Source organism: Flaviaestuariibacter amylovorans (genome assembly GCF_039541815.1).
Lineage (GTDB): Bacteria > Bacteroidota > Bacteroidia > Chitinophagales > Chitinophagaceae > Flavisolibacter > Flavisolibacter amylovorans.
In genome coordinates, this window is sequence record NZ_BAABGY010000007.1 from 461,349 (window position 1) to 479,601 (window position 18,253).

13 protein-coding genes are annotated in these 18,253 nt (G+C 59.5%); 6 read left to right on the plus strand and 7 right to left on the minus strand.

The genetic code is table 11. From position 1 onward, the window contains the following. Positions 1-34 precede the first annotated feature (34 nt). The gene (locus tag ABD937_RS10505; protein WP_345255623.1) at positions 35-2,812 is read right to left on the minus strand and encodes an outer membrane beta-barrel protein; all 2,778 of its coding nucleotides are present in this window, start codon (positions 2,810-2,812) and stop codon (positions 35-37) included. A 188-nt stretch (positions 2,813-3,000) separates the two neighbouring features. Here ABD937_RS10505 and glgB point away from each other — a divergent pair, with 188 nt between their 5' ends. Together glgB and ABD937_RS10515 are read left to right on the plus strand one after the other, a co-directional pair. After that, entirely contained in the window at positions 3,001-4,938 is a 1,938-nt protein-coding gene (gene glgB, locus ABD937_RS10510) for a 1,4-alpha-glucan branching protein GlgB (RefSeq protein ID WP_345255624.1), read from the plus strand. 135 nt (positions 4,939-5,073) lie between these two features. Further along, positions 5,074-6,099, plus strand: coding sequence for a tetratricopeptide repeat protein (locus tag ABD937_RS10515; RefSeq protein ID WP_345255625.1), 1,026 nt, complete (start codon positions 5,074-5,076; stop codon positions 6,097-6,099). 190 nt (positions 6,100-6,289) lie between these two features. Here ABD937_RS10515 and ABD937_RS10520 read toward each other — a convergent pair whose 3' ends face one another. The 6 genes from ABD937_RS10520 to ABD937_RS10545 all read right to left on the minus strand — a co-directional run bounded on the left by ABD937_RS10520 (position 6,290) and on the right by ABD937_RS10545 (position 12,689). Then, entirely contained in the window at positions 6,290-8,800 is a 2,511-nt protein-coding gene (locus ABD937_RS10520; RefSeq protein ID WP_345255626.1) for a glycoside hydrolase family 20 protein, read from the minus strand. Between the two features lie 265 nt (positions 8,801-9,065). After that, positions 9,066-9,779 carry a pirin family protein gene (locus tag ABD937_RS10525; RefSeq protein WP_345255627.1) on the minus strand — a complete coding sequence of 238 codons (714 nt, stop codon included), beginning with the start codon at positions 9,777-9,779 and terminating at the stop codon, positions 9,066-9,068. Between the two features lie 60 nt (positions 9,780-9,839). After that, a complete protein-coding gene (locus ABD937_RS10530) occupies positions 9,840-10,199 on the minus strand; it encodes a hypothetical protein (protein ID WP_345255629.1) in 360 nt (119 codons plus the stop codon). 82 nt (positions 10,200-10,281) lie between these two features. Then, positions 10,282-11,139: a pirin family protein gene (locus tag ABD937_RS10535; protein WP_345255630.1), complete on the minus strand. Its 858-nt coding sequence runs from the start codon at positions 11,137-11,139 to the stop codon at positions 10,282-10,284. An 83-nt stretch (positions 11,140-11,222) separates the two neighbouring features. Continuing rightward, the gene (locus tag ABD937_RS10540; RefSeq protein ID WP_345255631.1) at positions 11,223-11,936 is read right to left on the minus strand and encodes a pirin family protein; all 714 of its coding nucleotides are present in this window, start codon (positions 11,934-11,936) and stop codon (positions 11,223-11,225) included. A 195-nt stretch (positions 11,937-12,131) separates the two neighbouring features. After that, positions 12,132-12,689 carry an NADPH-dependent FMN reductase gene (locus ABD937_RS10545; protein ID WP_345255632.1) on the minus strand — a complete coding sequence of 186 codons (558 nt, stop codon included), beginning with the start codon at positions 12,687-12,689 and terminating at the stop codon, positions 12,132-12,134. Between the two features lie 111 nt (positions 12,690-12,800). On the opposite strand from ABD937_RS10545, the gene ABD937_RS10550 reads away from it, so the two are divergent. The 4 genes from ABD937_RS10550 to ABD937_RS10565 are packed head-to-tail and all read left to right on the plus strand — an operon-like array spanning position 12,801 to position 18,233. Beyond that, a complete protein-coding gene (locus tag ABD937_RS10550; protein ID WP_345255634.1) occupies positions 12,801-13,820 on the plus strand; it encodes a glycosylasparaginase in 1,020 nt (339 codons plus the stop codon). A gap of 16 nt (positions 13,821-13,836) precedes the next feature. Then, positions 13,837-14,511, plus strand: coding sequence for an HAD family hydrolase (locus ABD937_RS10555; protein WP_345255636.1), 675 nt, complete (start codon positions 13,837-13,839; stop codon positions 14,509-14,511). Positions 14,512-14,521: 10 nt separating this feature from the next. Beyond that, entirely contained in the window at positions 14,522-15,250 is a 729-nt protein-coding gene (locus ABD937_RS10560) for a copper homeostasis protein CutC (RefSeq protein WP_345255638.1), read from the plus strand. A gap of 34 nt (positions 15,251-15,284) precedes the next feature. Then, positions 15,285-18,233: a GH92 family glycosyl hydrolase gene (locus tag ABD937_RS10565; RefSeq protein ID WP_345255640.1), complete on the plus strand. Its 2,949-nt coding sequence runs from the start codon at positions 15,285-15,287 to the stop codon at positions 18,231-18,233. Positions 18,234-18,253: the final 20 nt, after the last annotated feature.

Here is an 18,253-nt window from a genome sequence, read left to right on the forward strand (position 1 = left end):
TGCATTCACGATTGCCGATTCCGGATTCACGACCTTATTTCGAGCCGGGCGCTTTGGTGAACGACCACTCGAAGCGCAGCATGAAGTATCGGGCGATGCGGCTGTAGCGCTCCTCGTTGATGAAGTTGGAGTTGATGTTGCGGCTGAACCCTACGTTCTGGTTCAGCAGGTCGTTTACGGTCAGCATGATCTTGCCCGAGTTGTTCTTGAACACCTTACGGGAGATCGAGGCGTTGATCAGGTAGTTATCGGGCGTACCGGCAAAGGCGTCCACTTTTTCGCGGACCTCGATGTTGCCGTCCACACCCACTTCGATCTTGCCCGGCAAGTTCACGCTGGCATTGAAGTTGCCACCGAACGTGAAATACCGCACACTGCCATCGGCCTGCAGCGAAGAGCGCGAGTTGTTGTACCCGATTTCAGGATTGACGTGGAAGTTCACATGGTCCGTCCAACTATAGCCGACCGAAGGCCCTACGCGCATCGACATATACGTGTTCGTATTCGGGAGCCCGTTGAGGAAGTTGTTGGTGCGGCCGCCGTTACCGTTTACCTGGATGCCCTTGCTCCATTTCTTCTCGCCATTGCCCACGCTCCAGGAGCTCCACAGGTACCAGTCGCGGTTGCCGTTCACGTTCACCGGGCGATAGGTCTGCTTACCCGTGCGGAGGTTGAGCTGGTTTTGCATCGTGATCGCATTCTGGGTGATGTTGTATCCGAAGTTGGCGCCTACCCAGGAGCCCTTGAGCGCCTTGTAGCGGTTGTACCCAAGGTTGAAGCCATGCACAAAGCCCACCTTGAGGTTCGGGTTGCCCTCGAATACGTTAAGCGGGTCGTTGTTGTCGCGGATCGGCTGCAGCTGGTCGATCGTGGGCTGCCGCGTCGTGCCGCGGTAGCTGAAGTTGATGTTCATCTGCGGCTTGGGCATGTAGCCGAACTGGGCCTGCGGTGTGATGTTGCGGAACGTATACGTGTTGATCTTCTGAGTGAACAGGTCGTGCAGGTTCAGCTGCACCTGCGAAAGTCCGGTACCCACAGCGAAGCGCAGCTTCTTGTACATATAGCGCAGCGTTGCATTTCCGTTGTGTGCCCGCACCTTCAGGTCGAAGTTGGAGGAGAACACGGTATCGAGCGACTCGTACTTGCCGTTGCTGCTCTTGTTGAACGTATTGCGGTACGATTCGGAGTTGTTCTGGTTGTAGCCGTATTCGAGTACGAAGTTGAGTTTCTCCGACAGCGGCTCGTTGAAGGTCGACTTGACGCCGATGGTGCGGGAGCGCCCGTCGATATTGCGCATCTGGTCCACCACCGCCACCGAATCAACAACGTTCGACTCGTAGAAGGCCTGTGCCGTCTTGATCGTGCCCCGCTGGTCGTCGTCGGTCATGCCGTAGCGAAGCGTCGTGATCAGCATCCGGTTCTTCTTTTTGAAGAGCTGCTTCCATACCAGCGACTGGTCGATCTGGCGGCGGCTGGTGTTGTTGATGCGGTCCTGGTCGGACGTATTCAGTGTGTCGAGGCTGTTCACGTTGCCAGAGACGGTCCGCAGGAAATGACTGTAGGTCTGCGTCCGCTGCTCCGAGGTCTTATAGGTACCCGCGATCTTGTAGGTGAGCGTGGTGAGGGAGTCGAGCTTGAACTCGTACTTGCCGTTCAACGCATGCTGCATGCTGAGTGCGGTGGTACGCGCGTCTTTGAACCGCGTGGTGGTGGTATCGCGGAAGATGTTTTGCGTCGTGCTCAGCGACTTGTTGGTGACGCCGAGCTGGTTGTACCGATACGATCCGTTCAGGTTCTGGCGGTCGTTGTTCCATTTGTTGGAGAACAGGGCGCCGCCGGTGTAGGAGTCGGGAAGGCCACGGAGGCTCCAGTCGTTGAAGCCGTCGTCGGATCCGAAGCTGTAGTAATAGCCCGAGATCTCGTCGTACTCCATGTCATTCTCCATACCTAGCTTTTGCTTGTCCTGCCAGTTGAGCGAGCCGGTGTTCACGTTACTGCGGGTACCGTAGACGGAAAATTTCTTCTTTCCCACAAACCGGTTGTAGAGGCCGCGCGCCTCGAGGTAGTTCGTGAAATCGGTGCCGGCCGACAGCTTGCCGAAGCCGCCCTTCTTGCTGTCTTCCTTGAGCTTGATGTTGAGTGTCTTTCCCTCGTTGCCGCTGTTGATCGAGGTCAGGTTTTGCTGCTCGGTCTTGGTATCGTACACCTGCACCGACTTCACGATCTTGGCCGAGAGGTTCTGCGTGGCCATGGTAGGATCGTCGCCGAAGAACTCCTCGCCGTCGACAAGCACTTTATCCACCCGCTTGCCCTGCGTGGTCACCTCGCCCTTGGCGTTGACGGAGAAGCCCGGGAGCCGCTTCAGAAGGTCCTCCACGGTAGCGCCTTCCTTCACGGCGAAGGAGTCGGCAGCAAATTCGGTGGTATCGCCCTTTACGCGGATCGCGGTGTTGGCTTTTACGATCACCTCCTTCAGCAGGAGGCTCTTTGGGGTAAGGGATAGCTGCTGCAGGTCTTTGTCTTCAGCTCCGAGGTCCACCTCGTCGGAGAGGTCGGCGAACTTGGGAAAGGTGAGGAGCAGTACGTACTTGCCTGCCGGGAGGGGCTTTGTCTGGAAAGCGCCGTTCTTGTCGGTGCGTGTAAAGGTGGCGAGGGTGGAGTCCTTCTTGTGAAGGATGGTGACCACCGCATGCTCGAGGTTCTGCTTGCCTGCGGTATCCCGGACGCTGCCGGAGAGGCGTCCCTGAGCCAGGAGCGGGGAAGAAAGGCTTATCAGGAACACGGTCAACAGGCACAGCTGGATGTTTCTCATGTTTGTTTCGGTTTATTTATCAACAGGGCTGATATCGTCCCATTTTTTGAGACGCATCCCGGTTAACTTTACAAAGAAAGGCGCTATTAACTACGAAATACTTCGCACAAGATCGTATGGACAATAACATCGGCAAAACCGCTCATAAAAAAGTTGGGGCTCCAGCCCGTAGAACCCCGGAACCGGCATTGCGCTACGAAGACGCCAATTTCGTGGATACGGGGAAGCCGGTCTGGAACTACTCGATCCTCTATGACCACGACGTGCAGGCGTTTGCCGCCGGTACCAATTACTCGATGTACCACAAGCTTGGCTCGCGGCCCCTGGAAGTGCTCGGTGAAGCCGGCTACTACTTTGCCGTATGGGCCCCGAATGCCACCTCGGTGTCGGTGGTCGGCTCCTTCAACAGCTGGCAGGAGGGTGCGCACCTGCTGTTTCCGCGCCTTGACCGCTCCGGCATCTGGGAAGGCTTTATCCCGGGCATCGGCAAGGGTGAGCTTTACAAGTACCACATCGTCGGCTACAAGGGCCGCACCACGGTGAAAGGCGATCCGTACGCACTGCACTGGGAAAAGCGTCCCGCCACGTCGTCCATCACCTGGAACTTCGACTACCAATGGAACGACGCGGCCTGGATGAAAAACCGGAAGAAGCACAACGCCGTGGATGCGCCCTGGAGCGTTTACGAGGTGCACCTCGCCTCCTGGATGCGCCCCGACCCGAACGACGAGGAAAGCTACAACGACTACTGGATGATCGCCGAGCGCCTCGTACCTTATGTGAAGGAGATGGGCTTTACCCACGTGGAGCTCATGCCCGTGATGGAACACCCCTTCGACGGCTCCTGGGGCTACCAGTGCACCGGCTATTTCGCCGCCACCTCGCGCTTTGGTCCGCCCGAAGGACTGATGCACCTCATCGATCAGCTGCACGGTGCCGGCATCGGGGTCATCCTCGACTGGGTGCCCTCGCATTTTCCCTACGACGCACATGGACTCTTTCTCTTCGACGGCACGCACACCTACGAATATGCCGACATGCGCAAGGGTTTCCACCCCGACTGGAACTCCTACATCTTCAACTACAAGCGCGGCGAGGTCAAGTCCTTCCTGATTTCCAGCGCCCGCTTCTGGTTCGAGTTCTTTCATATCGACGGCATGCGCGTGGATGCCGTTTCGTCGATGTTGAAGCTTGATTACTCGCGCGGCCATGGCCAATGGGAACCCAATGAGTACGGCGGCAACGGCAACCTCGAGGCCATTGCCTTTATCAAGGACCTGAATGAGACCATTTACCGCGACTTTCCCGACGTGCAGACGATCGCCGAGGAGGCTACCGATTGGCCGGGCGTGTCGAAGCCGACCTTTGCGGGTGGCCTTGGCTTCGGCATGAAGTGGATGATGGGCTGGATGCACGATACACTCGATTATTTCAAGTTCGATCCTTTCTTTCGTCCCCATCACCAGGACAAGTTCTCTTTCAGCATGATGTATTTCTACGACGAGAACTTCATGCTGCCGCTCAGCCACGACGAGGTGGTGCACGGAAAGAGCCCGATGATTTACAAGATGCCGGGCGACGAGTGGCAGAAGTTTGCCAACCTGCGCACGCTGTATACTTACATGTGGACGCATCCCGGCGCCCGCCTCCTGTTCATGGGCAACGAGTTCGGCCAAACGTCCGAATGGAACTATAAGTCTGAGCTCGACTGGCACCTGCTGCAGCATGCGCCGCACAAGGGTTTGCAGGAATGCGTGCGCGACCTCAACCGTATCCTCAGGGTGGCGCCGGCTCTCTACAGCAATGGCTTCAAGGTGGAAGGCTTCGAGTGGATCGACCTGAACCACCGCTCCGAATGCGTGATCGCCTATCGCCGTAAAGGCAAGAAAAAAGGGGAGGAGCTGCTGGTGCTGCTGAACCTGACGCCCGAGCCCCGGTGGAACTGGGAGGTAGACGTGCCGGGCAAATACTTCACGAAAGAGCTCTTCAATTCGGATCACCCGCGCTACGGCGGCTCCGGCGACGTGTATAATCAAAAGATCGGGCGAAAGCTCGTGGATAAAGAAGCCGGTACCTGGCGCCATACCGTGCACCTGCCTCCGCTTGCTGCCGTTATCTTAAAATAAGCCAGTTCGGTCGCCCGGCCGCACAATCCGTCCAAATTTAACGTTGCGGACTCGCCAGCGTTTGATAATTTAGTGCAAGGCCAGGCAGATATCCGAAAACGAACCAAGCCTTAACCGAAAAACACCAATTATCCTATGCGTAAGTTCATCATGACCGTTCTTGCGGGAACGATCGGGCTCTGGGCGGCTGCCCAGGCCGACCAAGGTGCTGTCTACTACGAAAAAGGGCAGCAGGAGCTTCAGAAGGGGCGCCTGATGGTGGCGTACAAATACTTCGACTCCGCCTATGGAGTAAACAAAACAGACGTGAAGATCGTGGGGGCGCTCGCGAAGTCGCTCAACGACCTGCGTCGTTATCCCCAGGCCCGTGAGAAGTACCTGGAGCTGGAAAAGCTCGGCGATAAATCGCCCGAGACGTACAACCAGCTGATGACCCTTTCGTTCAACCTGCGCCAGTTTCCCGATGCGGTGAAATATGCCAACCTCGTGCGGGCCGTTGACCCCAACGCGAAAGTGTCGTACTTCATCGGCAAGGCCCATTACGACGACGAGAACTACGGCGAAGCCACCAAGTGGCTGCAGCAGGCGCTCAAGGAAGATCCCACCAATGCACAGGTACCGTACCTGATCGCCCGCGCCTACTCCGATCAGAACAACCACAAGCTGGCCATGCCTTTTTTCCTGAAAGCGCTGGAGCTTGCTCCGGATAATAATCGCTGGATGTACGAGATCGGCCTGATCTATTATGCCCTCAACGATGATCAGAACTCGCTCAAATACCTGCTGATGGCGGCTGACAAAGGCTACCGGAAAGACAACGAGTATATGGAGAACCTGGCGATCGCCTACCTCAACATGAAGCAGGTAGACAAAGGGCTGGAGATCCTCAACGAGGCCCTGCAGCGGCGCCCGGCCGATATCGGGCTGCTCAACATGATCGCCGAGGCGAACTACGATGCGAAGCGCTGGGAAGCGGCCATCGACGCTTGGGACAAGGTGCTGGAGCTGGATAAGAAAAATGCCTCGGCGCTGTTCATGATCGGCATGAGCTACCAGAAAAAAGGCGAGAAGGCAAAAGGCCAGGCACTCTGCGACAAAGCCATCGAGCTCGACCCGAGCCTGCAGCGCAACCGCCAGAAAATGGAAATGCCGGGAATGTGAGGACGTGAATCGTGAATCGTCAATCGTGAATGGTTCAAACTAAATAAGGAGAAGCCCCCGCTGAAAAGTGGGGGCTTCTTTTTTGGTAGGTGCAAGGAATTTTCGTGGTGCGTCGGCAAATGGTCTCTCCGAATTGGCTGGAAAACGTCCTTGAAAAACCGATCCGAGATCCACGATCCGACATCTGAGATCAATCAATCAGGATCTCGTCGGCGAAGGCCCAGGAGCGCGTGCCGCCACCGGGCTTGCCTTCAGGGATCAGCCCGTAGTTCTTCACGAGCACCCGTACGTAACGGGCCCTGGTACCGGCGGGAAGCGTAAGCGTCAGGAAGCGCATCGTAAGCGTATCGGGGGTGAACGCCGAAGATCGACCGACCTGCCGGAAGTTGCCGCCATCGTCGGACACATGCACCTCCAGGTACTCGGGGGCATAGACCCAGCTGCCCTCCTGCACAATGGTGTGCACGCGCACCGTGGAAATCGGCTCGCTGCTGCCAAGGTCGATGGTGGCGTCGACGTCGCCGCCCAGGAAGCCGAGCCAGTCGGGGTAGCTGAGGCCCTTCGCCGACCAGATGCCGTTGACGAGGCTGAACGCGCCCTGCCCCGGGTAGTTGCGGCTCGACGTCCCGGCCAGCGTTACCTTCTTGCCAGTGGCCTTGCTGAACCGGAAGGTGAGGCTCGTCGGGTTGTTGCTAGGGGTCAGCTCGATCCGGGCGCGCGGGCGGGGCATTGGGAGCTGCGCCACACCCTTATTCTTGGCGGTGGCAAAGAACGGCGTGCCATTGACCGTGTAGGCGCGATAGGTGCCTTCGCGGGTGATCGGCACGACCACCGAGTCGAGGCCGGTGTTGTATACGGCGCCACCGCCCTCGTACACGATGGTGCCAGGGCCGTTCACGCGCTTCAGGATCCAATGCAGCCGCGCATTGCCGGACCCGGGCGCGAGCGTGCCGCGGAGGTCGTAAAAGGCCTTGCTGTACGAAGCGCCCCATTGCGCGTAGCGGCCGAATTGCGTCAGGAGGCGGTTGCGAAAGGACGGCCAGTTGCGGGCTTCCTTCGGGCTCCACAGCACCTCGCTCAGTGCCGACATCCGCGGAAAGATCATGTACTCCACCTTGGCGGGGTTCGATACGTATTCGGTCCAAAGGTTTGCCTGCGCACCCACGATGTAGCGCGCCGCGGCACTGTCGAGCACGGCGGGAATCGGTTCGTAGGCATACACAGAATCGAGCGGGTTGAAGCCGCCCCAGACCAGCGAATCGTCGGTGCGGGTCTGTGAATGATCGAAATAGAGGGGCTTACCCGGCGTCATCACGGCGTAATGCTGCTGCTTCGCGGCCTCGATGCCGCCACGCTCGCCCTGCCAGCTCATCACCACGGCATTGGGCGCCAGCCCCCCTTCAAGGATCTCGTCCCAACCCATCATGGTGCGCCCCCTGGCGTTGATGTGTTTTTCGAGCCGGCGCATGAAGTAGCTCTGGAGCTCGTGCTCGTCTTTCAAACCTTCGGCCTTCATCCGTGCCTGGCAGTGCGGGCAGCGTTTCCAGTTCGACTTCGGCGCCTCGTCGCCCCCCATATGCACGTATTTCTCCGGGAAGAGCGCCACCAACTCGTCGATCACGCCTTCCATAAACAGGAAGGTCGAGTCCTTGCCCGCGCACATGATGTCGTTGAACACCCCAAAGGTTTCCTGTACCTGCTTTGGCCGGCCGGCGGCCTGCGCGCGCCGGCTTCCCTCCGAGGGCCAGCTCGGGATCACCGTCGGCTCTTCCGGGAAGCAGCTCAGGTACGGATACGAGGCGATCGCGGCGGACGAATGGCCCGGAACGTCGATCTCGGGAATGACGCTGATATGCCGGCCCGCCGCGTATTGTACCACCTCGCGGATCTCGTCCTGCGTATAGTAGCCGCCGTAGCGCCTGTTGTCGGAGCCGGTGCCCGGATAGCGCCCGACGATAGTGCCGTGCCGCCACGATCCGGTGTTGACCAGCTCGGGAAATTTTTTGATCTCGATCCGCCAGCCCTGGTCGTCGGAGAGGTGCCAGTGAAAATAATTGAGCTTATGTGCCGCGAGGTAATCGATGTATTTCTTTACGAAGGACACCGGGAAGAAATGCCTGCTCACGTCGAGGTGCATGCCGCGGTACTTGAAGCGCGGGTAGTCCTGGATCAGCAATTGCGGCACCACGACCCGGGTGATCGTTACGGCTGGCGGAACCGGTCTGGCCTGCGTTTTTACTTTCGATTTGCCCGGTTTCACCTTCGCTTTCAACGTGTCGGATACGGAAGCAGGCTTTGTAAATGCGGCAGGCGGGAGGAGCTGCAACAGGGTCTGTAAGCCATAGAACGTACCTGCGTACGTATCGCCCTCGATCGCAATGCCGTTGGCGGCCACCTGCAGGTAATAGGCGTCTTTATCCGGGGCTTTCATGAAGCGGCGCGTGTTGAAGCGGATCGCATTATCGGCGCGGTCCTGCCGCACGATGGCCAACGCAAGCCCATAGCGGTCCTTCACATAGTCGCTGAGCATCCCGGCCACGCGCCCGTCCTCCACATCGCGCGCTACGATCACCGTCGATGGCGTGATCGCAAACGTGCCTTTGCCGGGCTGTAGTTGTACGGGTTGCGGGATGAGTGCGGGCGCCTGTGCGCTTCCGGCAAACGGCAACGCAAGCAAGGCGATCAGAAGGAGCTTTTTCATGGTTCCGGGATTGGGCCCGGAAGTTAGCCATTAAACGTCGATTGGTCGATTGGTCTAATGGTCTATTGGTTTATTTGTCTATTAGTAAGGGTCGTTTCAGTGGAGGCTGTCTTCACGATACCCAGGACGAGCCAGGAAGACGGATCGTATGAAGAAGCGTTGCGCACGCTGAACGCGCTCACGCCCGGCGAATACTTTTCCAACAACAGGTACATTCCGCGTGCGCACGCCCAAATCTGAAATCAGAGATCCGACATCTGAGATCCTACTTCTGGTTGATCGGTGTTTCGATAATCAGGTACTCACAATCGGTGACGGCCTTGACGGTGATGCTGCCGGTGTTCCAGATGCCGAGGGCGTCGCGCTCCGCTACCGGTTGCCCCGAGACGTCGATGCTTCCGCGAATGACGAAGATGAAGAGACATTTGTTTGCCGGGTTGAAGTCGTACCCGGTGGTGCTGCCGGCATCAAAGAGCCCGAGACTCAGCTTCGCATTCTGGTTGATCCAACAATGGGAGGCTCCCTCTTCCGAAGAAACGATCGTCACCAGCCGGTTGTGGCGTTGTGCCTTCGGGAAGCTGCGGAACTGGTAGCGGGGCGTGATGTTCGCGATCTTCGGCGTGATCCAGATCTGCAGGAAGTTGACCGGCCCTTCGCCCACGTTGTGCTCCTCGTGCCGCAGCCCGCTGCCGGCGCTCATGATCTGCACGCCGTCCTCGTGCACCACGTTCTCGTAGCCGAGGCTGTCCTTATGGCTCATGCTGCCCTGCAGCATCACGGAGATGATCTCCATATTGCCATGCGGGTGCAGTCCGAAACCCTTGCCTGCTGCGAGAAAGTCGTCGTTGAACGCGAGCAGCGAGCCGAAAGCCGTGCGTGTAGGATCCTGGAAATCGCTGAAGCTGAAGAAGAAGTGGCTTTGCAGCCAGCCGATGTCTTTGAGTCCACGCGCGGAGGCGGGAAAATACGTATGGTTCATTGCCTGGTTTTTAGCGCCCTGTGTGCCAACTGCCGCCGGCACAGGGCGCCCGGCAGCTTATCATTTTTTCGCCTCGAAGCGGCGAAACGTAGTTTTCATCTCGTTGTGCCGGTCCCGGAACCGCAGCATCGCCTCCCGCAACGGAGCGTTGTCTTCCATCCGTACGCTGTACAATCCCATTCCCGACATTTCCCGCGCAAAACGGGCGCGCTCCAGCTCCGCTCCGTGCAGCCGCAGCTGCAAACGATCGATGGCTGTTGCATGCCTTGAAAATTGCTTCCGTAACGCGCCGGCGGCCTCATTCGGAACCCTGCCGAGGTACGTGTCGAAAATGCGCAGCTCCTGCACGGCAAAGCGGAGCTCGTTCATCCAAAGCAGGTACTCCTGGTGAAGGCTGGGAAACGGTAGTGCGGTATTCATGGCGTTGCGTTCTTTAACCGCAAAGTGCGCTCATTTACCGCGCCTCCCAACTGACCGCTACCTGCTCCAAAGCTGATTTGTGTCAGCTTTCCAGCACGCCCATCTTACCCGTTTCGTAGTCCAGGATGGCCTGTTTGATCTCACCGGGATAGTTCATTACGAAAGGACCGTAGCTGACCACGGGCTCGTCGATCGGCTCACCGGTCAGGAGCAGCGCATAGCCTGCGGAGCGGGCGCTGAGGCGGACACCGTCGCCGCCTTTCTCAAACACCCCAAGGTTGGCCGTGTCCAGCGTTTCGCCGTCCGTTTCAAGGGATCCGGAAAGCACGTAGAGCAGCGCATGATGCGACCCGGGTACCGGTACATCAAGTGCGCCGGCATCGTCGAAGCGGAGCATAAACGCCGTGATCGGCGAGAAGGTTTTTGCCGGGCCGTGCAGCCCTTTGAAGTCGCCGGCGACAACCTGCACCCGGAACCCATTTTCGGATACCACCGGCATATCGGAGCTTTTCAGGTCCTGGTAGCGGGGCGCCGTCATCTTATGCGCCCGTGGCAGGTTCACCCAAAGCTGCACGAGCTCCATGTTGCCGCCCTCGCGGGCAAAGTCGGCCGACGGCCCTTCGCTGTGGATGATGCCGCTGCCCGCCGTCATCCACTGTACGTCGCCGCTCTCGAGGAAACCTTCGGAGCCGAGGCTGTCTTTATGATGCAGCTTCCCGCTGTACAGGAAGGTCACCGGCTCGAAGCCGCGATGCGGATGCGGGCTGAGGCGGTCCTGCAAGGCACCGGGTGCATGCTGCTGGGGCCCGGCGTGGTGCAGCAGGATAAACGGACTCACCTGATCAAGGCCGGCAGCGGGTAGGGGCTGGCGGACGCGAAACGCAGGACCGACATTCATGTGAACGAGGTCCGTGTGCTTGCGCACGGTTCTGTATTTCATAAAATTTGTTTCAATCGGGCGGTAGTAAGGAGGTGACGCCCGCAGGTATGAGCTTTTACGGCGCATGCCGCATGTTTCCAGCCTTATGCAAGGGGCACTTCCATCAGCAGCACTTCCGCATCAGCTTCGGCTTTCAGCGAGACGGCATCCACCGCGGATACTCCAAGCCCGTCGCGCTGGTTGAGCAGTACCTCATTTACGTACAGGTCGCCCTTCAGTACAAATACATATAGGCCATTCGCCGGGTCTTTCAGCGCGTACTCCAGTGAAGTGCCGGCGTCGAGCTGGCCAAGGTGAAACCAGGCATCCTGGTGGATCTGCACGCCATCGGCATCTGCGCCCACGGGAGCCACCACGTTTTGCAGGCGGTTGCGCCGTGCTTCGAGGGGGAAGGACTTCTGGTCGTAACGCGGCTTTACGTTGCGCTCTTTCGGAAACACCCAGATCTGCAGGAACTTGACGGGCTTGTCGCTGTTCGCGTTCTTTTCGGAGTGGGCGATGCCGGTGCCGGCGCTCATCACCTGAACGTCGCCCTGGCGGATGACGGCAGTGTTGCCCATATTATCGCTGTGCTCCAGGTCGCCCTCGAGCGGAATGGAGATGATCTCCATGTTATCGTGCGGGTGGCGGCCGAAGCCCATGCCCGGAGCCACACTATCGTCGTTGAGCACGCGCAGGGCGCCGAAGTGCACGCGCTGCTCGTCGTGGTAGCCGGCAAAGCTGAAGGTATGCCAGGATTCGAGCCACCCGTGGTGCGCATGACCACGCGTAGTGGCTTTATGCAGGATCGTCTTCATGATAGTTTATTTGTTTATTGGTCTATTAGTTTACTGGTATCGGTCGCTTTAGTGGTGGGCTGGGAAAGGCGACGCATCTTGATACGTCGTTACGGTGCTACAGAAGCTGTTCATAGATGATTTGTCCGGTTGATCATCGATCATCCGGCCAGTATATTACCCCATTATCCCATCACCCCATCAGCACATTACACCTCAGGCTTCCACCTTTTCCTCGGCCACGCGCTCGGCGAGCCAGAGGAACTCTTTCACGAAGGTGTCCACGCTCTTCTGGAAGGTCGGGTCGAGCAGGTTGCCTTCGGCATCGAACTTCTTATCGACCCCGGGTGTGACGAGCATGTAGGGCGAAGGAATGCCGAACAGGGCCAGCACGAATTGCTGCAGCTGCATGGCCGCGCGCATCCCGCCGAGCCCGCCCGGGGAAGCCGTGACGAGGCCGAACACCTTGTGGTGCTGCTTCGGGAAGTGGTCGAACATGTTCTGCATGGCAGGGGAGTAGGACCCGTTGTACTCGGGCGTCACGATCACGAAAGCGTCGGCGGCAAACATCCGCTCAGCCACCGCACGATGGGCCTCGGGAGCCGCGTCGGGCGTGGTGATCACCGACTGGATGATCGGGAATACGTTGTCGCGCAGGTCGATGAGCCCGACCTCGTGGCCACTGGCCTCGGAGAGTACGCGCTGCAGAAACAAAGCCACCCGGCGGGTAACGCTATTGGAACGAGGACTACCGGATACGATCTCAATTTTCATATGTCAAATTTAGGGGATCAATGTTACAACATCAAATTTATTTCCAACACGCTTTCCACTGCAAAATTGGCAGTGGGCCAGCTTCCGTTACCTTTAGCGCAAACAAATAACATGCTCGACCGCCGGCACTTCCTTAACCACTCACTGCTGGGCTCGTTAGCGCTGTTGTTCCGGCAAACAAGTTGGGCCTCAAATGGTTCAGGAGCCGGGGCCGTAACGCCGCTCGTCATCTCCACCTGGGAGCAGAATGTTCGCGCCAATGCGGCAGCCTGGGAAGTTTTGTCACGCAGTGGTACGGTACTCGACGCCGTCGAAGCCGGCGTTCAGGTAGCGGAGAACGATCCCAAGGACCAGAGCGTCGGTTATGGTGGCCTCCCGGACCGCGACGGGAAGGTGACACTCGACGCCTGCATCATGGATGGCGCCGGCAACTGCGGCTCGGTGATGTTCCTGGAAGGCATTCGAAACCCCATTAAAGTGGCGCGCCTCGTCATGGAAAAGTCGCCGCATGTGCAGCTGGTAGGAGCGGGCGCGCTCCAGTTTGCCCTTGCCAACGGGTTTACGCAAGAGAACCTGCTCACCGCCGAAGCGGAGAAGGAGTGGCAGAAATGGCTCCGGAAATCCGAATACGACCCGATGACGATTCCGAAACTCCTCGAATCGAAACAACTCGACCGCAGCCCGGGACAGGCAGGAAACCATGACACCATTGGCATGATCGCCCTCGACCGGAAAGGGAATATCGGCGGCGCCTGCTCCACGAGCGGCATGGCCTTCAAGATGCGCGGCCGCGTGGGCGACAGTCCTATTATCGGCGGCGGCTTATATGTCGACAGCGAAGTGGGCGCCGCCACCTGCTCCGGCGTGGGTGAAGAAATAGTGCGCATCTGCGGCACCCATACCATCGTTGAATACATGCGCCAGGGCTATTCGCCCGAAGACGCCTGCCGAAAGACCATTGAACGCCTCGTACGCAAGCGGGGCGACAAGGTGAAGGGGTTGCAGGTGGGCTTCATCGCCGTCGACAGGCAGGGCCGCTATGGCGCTTTCGCCCTCCGGAAAGGCTTCACCTACGCCGTGCATTCCGCCAAAGGAAGCAGGACCTTCAAGGCCAAAAGCCTCTATGCCTGAGCCCTATCTTTACGCCATGACGAACCGGTACCGCGGAGTGCTGTTTGATATGGACGGTGTGTTGTTGCACAGCGAGCCGCTCTACTGGGAAATGAACCGGGCTTTTTTCCGGGAGTTGGGAGGGGAGGTTACCTACGACGAGTACGGCGCATTCATCGGGATCTCCGCCACCACCATGTGGCAGACACTTAAGGACCGGTTTGGCTGGGCGCACGCGATCGACGAACTGAAAGCCTCTGAGCGCGACCGCAAGCATGCGGCCCTCAGCGCCGCGTCGCTCGAGCCGGTGGCAGGCGTCGCCCCGCTGATCCGGAAGCTGAGGGCACAGGGTTATCGCCTCGCCATCGCCTCTTCCAGCCTCCGCAGAAACATCGATCTGGTGCTCGAACGCCTTTGCCTGGCCGATGCGTTCGAAGCGATCGTAAGCGGCGAAGAGGTACAGCACGGCAAGCCGGCGCCGGATATTTTCCTCGAAGCTGCCCGCCGCCTTGGCCTCGATCCCGCCGAATGCGTGGTGATCGAAGACAGCCGCAACGGGGTAGCCGCCGCCCGCGCTGCCGGCATTCTCTGTGTCGGCTTTCAGAATCCAACCTCGGGCCCGCAGGACCTCTCTTCCGCCGACCTGCGGATCACCGATTACCACGATCCTTCTTTACATCAACTGCTGTTCCGGCCGGAGCCGGACGTCTAATACCATCGTCATGAGCACGTATACCATCGAGATCGCCACCACCGATATTCCGACCACCGAAGCCGCCGTTGCCGGTGGCGCCGACCGCATCGAGTTGTGCAGCGCCCTTTCCGAAGGCGGCCTCACCCCGTCGCACGGCGTTATCCGCAGCTGCCGCGACCGATTCAATGTCGCCTTATTCCCGATCATTCGCCCGCGCGGAGGCGATTTCCTCTATTCCGACGACGAGCTGGCGGCCATGCTCACCGACGTGCAGCTGTGCAAGGCACTCGGCTGCGATGGCGTGGTGCTCGGGGCCCTCGATGCATCGGGGAACCTGCCCCTGCCCGCGCTGGCGCGCCTGGTGAACGCGGCCTACCCGATGGAGGTCACCTTTCACCGCGCCTTCGACCGTTGCCGCGATCCGTTTGCCGCGCTGGAGCAGCTGATCGAGCTGGGCGTGCAGCGCATCCTCACTTCGGGCCAGCAGCGCACTGCCCCCGAAGGCGCCGCCCTCATCCGCCAACTACGCGAAGCCGCGGACGAGCGGATTGTGCTGATGCCGGGAAGCGGCGTGCGCGCCGATAACATCAAGGCATTGGCTGAGGCCACCGGCTGCACCGAATTTCACTCGTCGCTGCGCGGCCGCACGGAGAGCGGGATGCAGTTCCGGCACCCTTCGTTTGCCGATACCGATTTCGTACGCGATGCGATCGACGCTGCTGCCGTACGCGAACTCCGCAATGCCCTGGAATCCTGAAATTCACATCCATAATACCCGCATCTATTCGCATATGTGTACCCGCATTTTTCTCGTGCTCTTCCTGCTGGCCTCGGTTCGCGCCGGCGCGCAACGCTCGTATACCGCACTCGTCAACCCGTTTATCGGCACCGGCGGCCACGGCCATACCTATCCGGGTGCTTCGCTTCCCTTCGGTGCTATGCAACTGAGCCCCGATACCCGGATGGCCGATTGGGACGGGAGCTCGGGTTACCACTACAGCGACTCGGTGATCTACGGGTTCTCGCATACCCACCTCAGCGGCACCGGCATACCGGATTACTGCGACCTGCTGCTGATGCCCTTCACCGGTAAGGTGGCCTGGAACAACACCGAATACCGCTCACCCTTCCGGCACAGCGAGGAAAAAGCGACGCCGGGCTATTATGAAGTGCTGCTCCGCAAGCACGGGATCCGTGCGCAACTTACCAGCGCCCTCCGCAGCGGGCTGCACCGCTATACCTTTCCGAAGGGCAGCACCGACGCCTCCGTGCTCATCGACCTCATTCACCGCGACGAGGTGCTGGATGCGCATATCGAGAAAGTGAGCGCGCACGAGCTCCGGGGCTACCGCCGCAGCAAGTCGTGGGCAACCGACCAGCAACTGTATTTCTACATCCGCTTCGACGAACCAATCGCCGGGTTCGTGATCAACAACGGCGGGAAGGAACAACAGGGGAACGCGGCTACCGGCAAGGCCCTGCAGGCTGCGGTAAGGCTGAGCGCGCCGGGTGGCGTCGCTACCTGCCGCGTCGGCATATCGGGCGTCAGTATGGAAGGCGCCAAGGCCAACCTGGAGGCGGAGATCGCCGGCAAATCGTTTGAAAGCGTGCGTGCCGCCGCAGAAAGGGCCTGGAACGAAAAACTCGCGAAGATCGACGTGCGCGGCGGCTCCCGCGACCAGCAGGTAACCTTCTACACCGCGCTTTACCACGCGTACCTGGCACCCAACGTGAATCAGGACGTGGACGGCAGCTACCGCGGCACCGACGGAAAGGTGCATCGGGCCGAAGGCTTCGTCAACCACAGCGTGTTCTCGCTCTGGGATACCTACCGCGCCCTGCACCCGCTCATGACGATCCTGGAGCCGCAGCGCACCAACGACTGGATCAATACCTTTCTTGCCCAATACAAGCAGGGCGGCATGCTGCCGGTGTGGGAGCTGGCGGGCAACGAAACCTTTTGTATGATCGGCTACCATTCGGCTTCGGTGATCGCGGATGCCTGGCAGAAAGGCATCCGTGGCTTCGACGCCAAGCTGGCCCTCGAGGCGATGCGCTCCTATGCCGAAAGCGACCGCTTCGGGTTGCGTCACTACCGCGGCGCCGGCTACCTGCCCAACGACCTCGAGCACGAATCGGTGTCGAAAACGCTCGAGTATGCCTACGACGACTGGTGCATCGCCCAGTTTGCCAAAATGCAGGGCGACAGTACGACCTACAAGACCTATCTCCAGCGGGCGCAGCACTACAAGAACCTCTTTGATCCGTCGACCGGATTTTTCCGGGGAAAGGTAGGAGCGAGCTGGTACCACCCTTTCGACCCGGCGGAGATCAATAACTTCTTTACGGAGGGTAATGCCTGGCAATACAGCCTCGCCGTGCCCCACGACATCGAAGGCCTGAAGCAATTACATGGGCTGACGGGCTTCGGCCGCCACCTCGACCGCCTCTTCTCGACGTCTTCGGTGACCACCGGGCGGGAGCAGCCCGATGTGACGGGCCTCATCGGGCAATACGCACAGGGCAACGAGCCCAGCCACCACATGGCCTACCTGTATAACTACGTGGGCTTTCCCTTCCGGACGCAGCAGCTCGTACACCGCATCTGCACCGACTTTTACACCAACGCGCCCGACGGCCTTATCGGCAACGAGGACTGCGGCCAGATGAGTGCCTGGTATATCTTCAGCGCCCTCGGCTTTTACCCGGTGTGTCCCGGCAATGGCGACTACGTGCTCGGCACGCCGCTCTTCGACACCGCCGCCATCCGCCTCGATGGCAACAAGACCTTTATCGTACGCGCGCCCCGCAAAGACACTTCGGCATATTATGTGAACCACGTACAGCTTAACGGTAGGCGCAGCCTCCGATCCTGGATCCCGCATCGCTTTGTGCAGGAGGGCGGCGACCTCTTCTTCGCCATGCAGGCTCACCCGGCCCGCTTCGGCGTCAGCGGCGCCGACCGCCCGCGTTCCGCCATTACCGAACACCTCATCCGCCCGGTGCCCTTTGTGTACAATGAAACCAACAAGTTCCGCGACAGTACGCGCGTACAGCTCGGCGGCCTCGACAGCACCGGCAGCTGGCTGATCCGCGTTACCTACCCGCCCACGAAGCAGGGCGATTATACAAGAGGTAACAGCCCGTTTCCCTACACGGCCCCCTTTACCATCGATACGTCGGCCTTCATCGATATCTACTCAATGCGCTCGGTGGTAAAAGACGATGTTCCGGCACCATACTATAGTTCGAGGCAGGCTTTCCACCGCCTTCCTGACCGCCGCAGTATCACCGTGCAAAGCGCGGTTCATCCGATGTACACCGGCGGTGGGCCCGAAGCACTCGTGGATGGCATCACTGGGAGCGCCAACTGGCGGAGCGGCGACTGGCAAAGCTATTTCGCGAAGGACTTCGAAGCCGTGGTGGACCTCCAGGAGAGCAGGGATATCCGTTTTCTCGGCGTACACGTACTGCAGGAAGTGAGTCCCTGGATCCTGTACCCGAAAGAAGTGCGCTTCTGGGTGAGCGACGATGGCGTCAACTACCGCGAGGCACTCCAGGTTGCGAACAAGATCGCCAACACGGTGGAGGGCGCACAGGAGCAGGAGCTCGGCTCCGCCGTTCAGCTGCGGGCCCGCTACGTGAAGGTGCGGGCGGTCAGCGGCGGGATGCTGCCGGCCGGGCACCCAAGCGCCGGCAACCCATCGCACCTGTTCATAGATGAGGTGATGGTGCGCTGAGCGGTGCCTGTTCCGCTTTT

Bases quoted from the DNA above. Each gene is read 5' to 3' on its own strand.
- ABD937_RS10515 (WP_345255625.1), top strand. From the start codon at position 5,074: ATGCGTAAGTTCATCATGACCGTTCTTGCGGGAACGATCGGGCTCTGG.
- ABD937_RS10540 (WP_345255631.1), bottom strand. From the start codon at position 11,936: ATGAAGACGATCCTGCATAAAGCCACTACGCGTGGTCATGCGCACCAC.
- ABD937_RS10560 (WP_345255638.1), top strand. From the start codon at position 14,522: ATGAGCACGTATACCATCGAGATCGCCACCACCGATATTCCGACCACC.
- ABD937_RS10555 (WP_345255636.1), top strand. From the start codon at position 13,837: ATGACGAACCGGTACCGCGGAGTGCTGTTTGATATGGACGGTGTGTTG.
- ABD937_RS10545 (WP_345255632.1), bottom strand. From the start codon at position 12,689: ATGAAAATTGAGATCGTATCCGGTAGTCCTCGTTCCAATAGCGTTACC.
- ABD937_RS10505 (WP_345255623.1), bottom strand. From the start codon at position 2,812: ATGAGAAACATCCAGCTGTGCCTGTTGACCGTGTTCCTGATAAGCCTT.
- ABD937_RS10525 (WP_345255627.1), bottom strand. From the start codon at position 9,779: ATGAACCATACGTATTTTCCCGCCTCCGCGCGTGGACTCAAAGACATC.
- ABD937_RS10520 (WP_345255626.1), bottom strand. From the start codon at position 8,800: ATGAAAAAGCTCCTTCTGATCGCCTTGCTTGCGTTGCCGTTTGCCGGA.
- ABD937_RS10550 (WP_345255634.1), top strand. From the start codon at position 12,801: ATGCTCGACCGCCGGCACTTCCTTAACCACTCACTGCTGGGCTCGTTA.
- ABD937_RS10535 (WP_345255630.1), bottom strand. From the start codon at position 11,139: ATGAAATACAGAACCGTGCGCAAGCACACGGACCTCGTTCACATGAAT.
- ABD937_RS10530 (WP_345255629.1), bottom strand. From the start codon at position 10,199: ATGAATACCGCACTACCGTTTCCCAGCCTTCACCAGGAGTACCTGCTT.
- ABD937_RS10565 (WP_345255640.1), top strand. From the start codon at position 15,285: ATGTGTACCCGCATTTTTCTCGTGCTCTTCCTGCTGGCCTCGGTTCGC.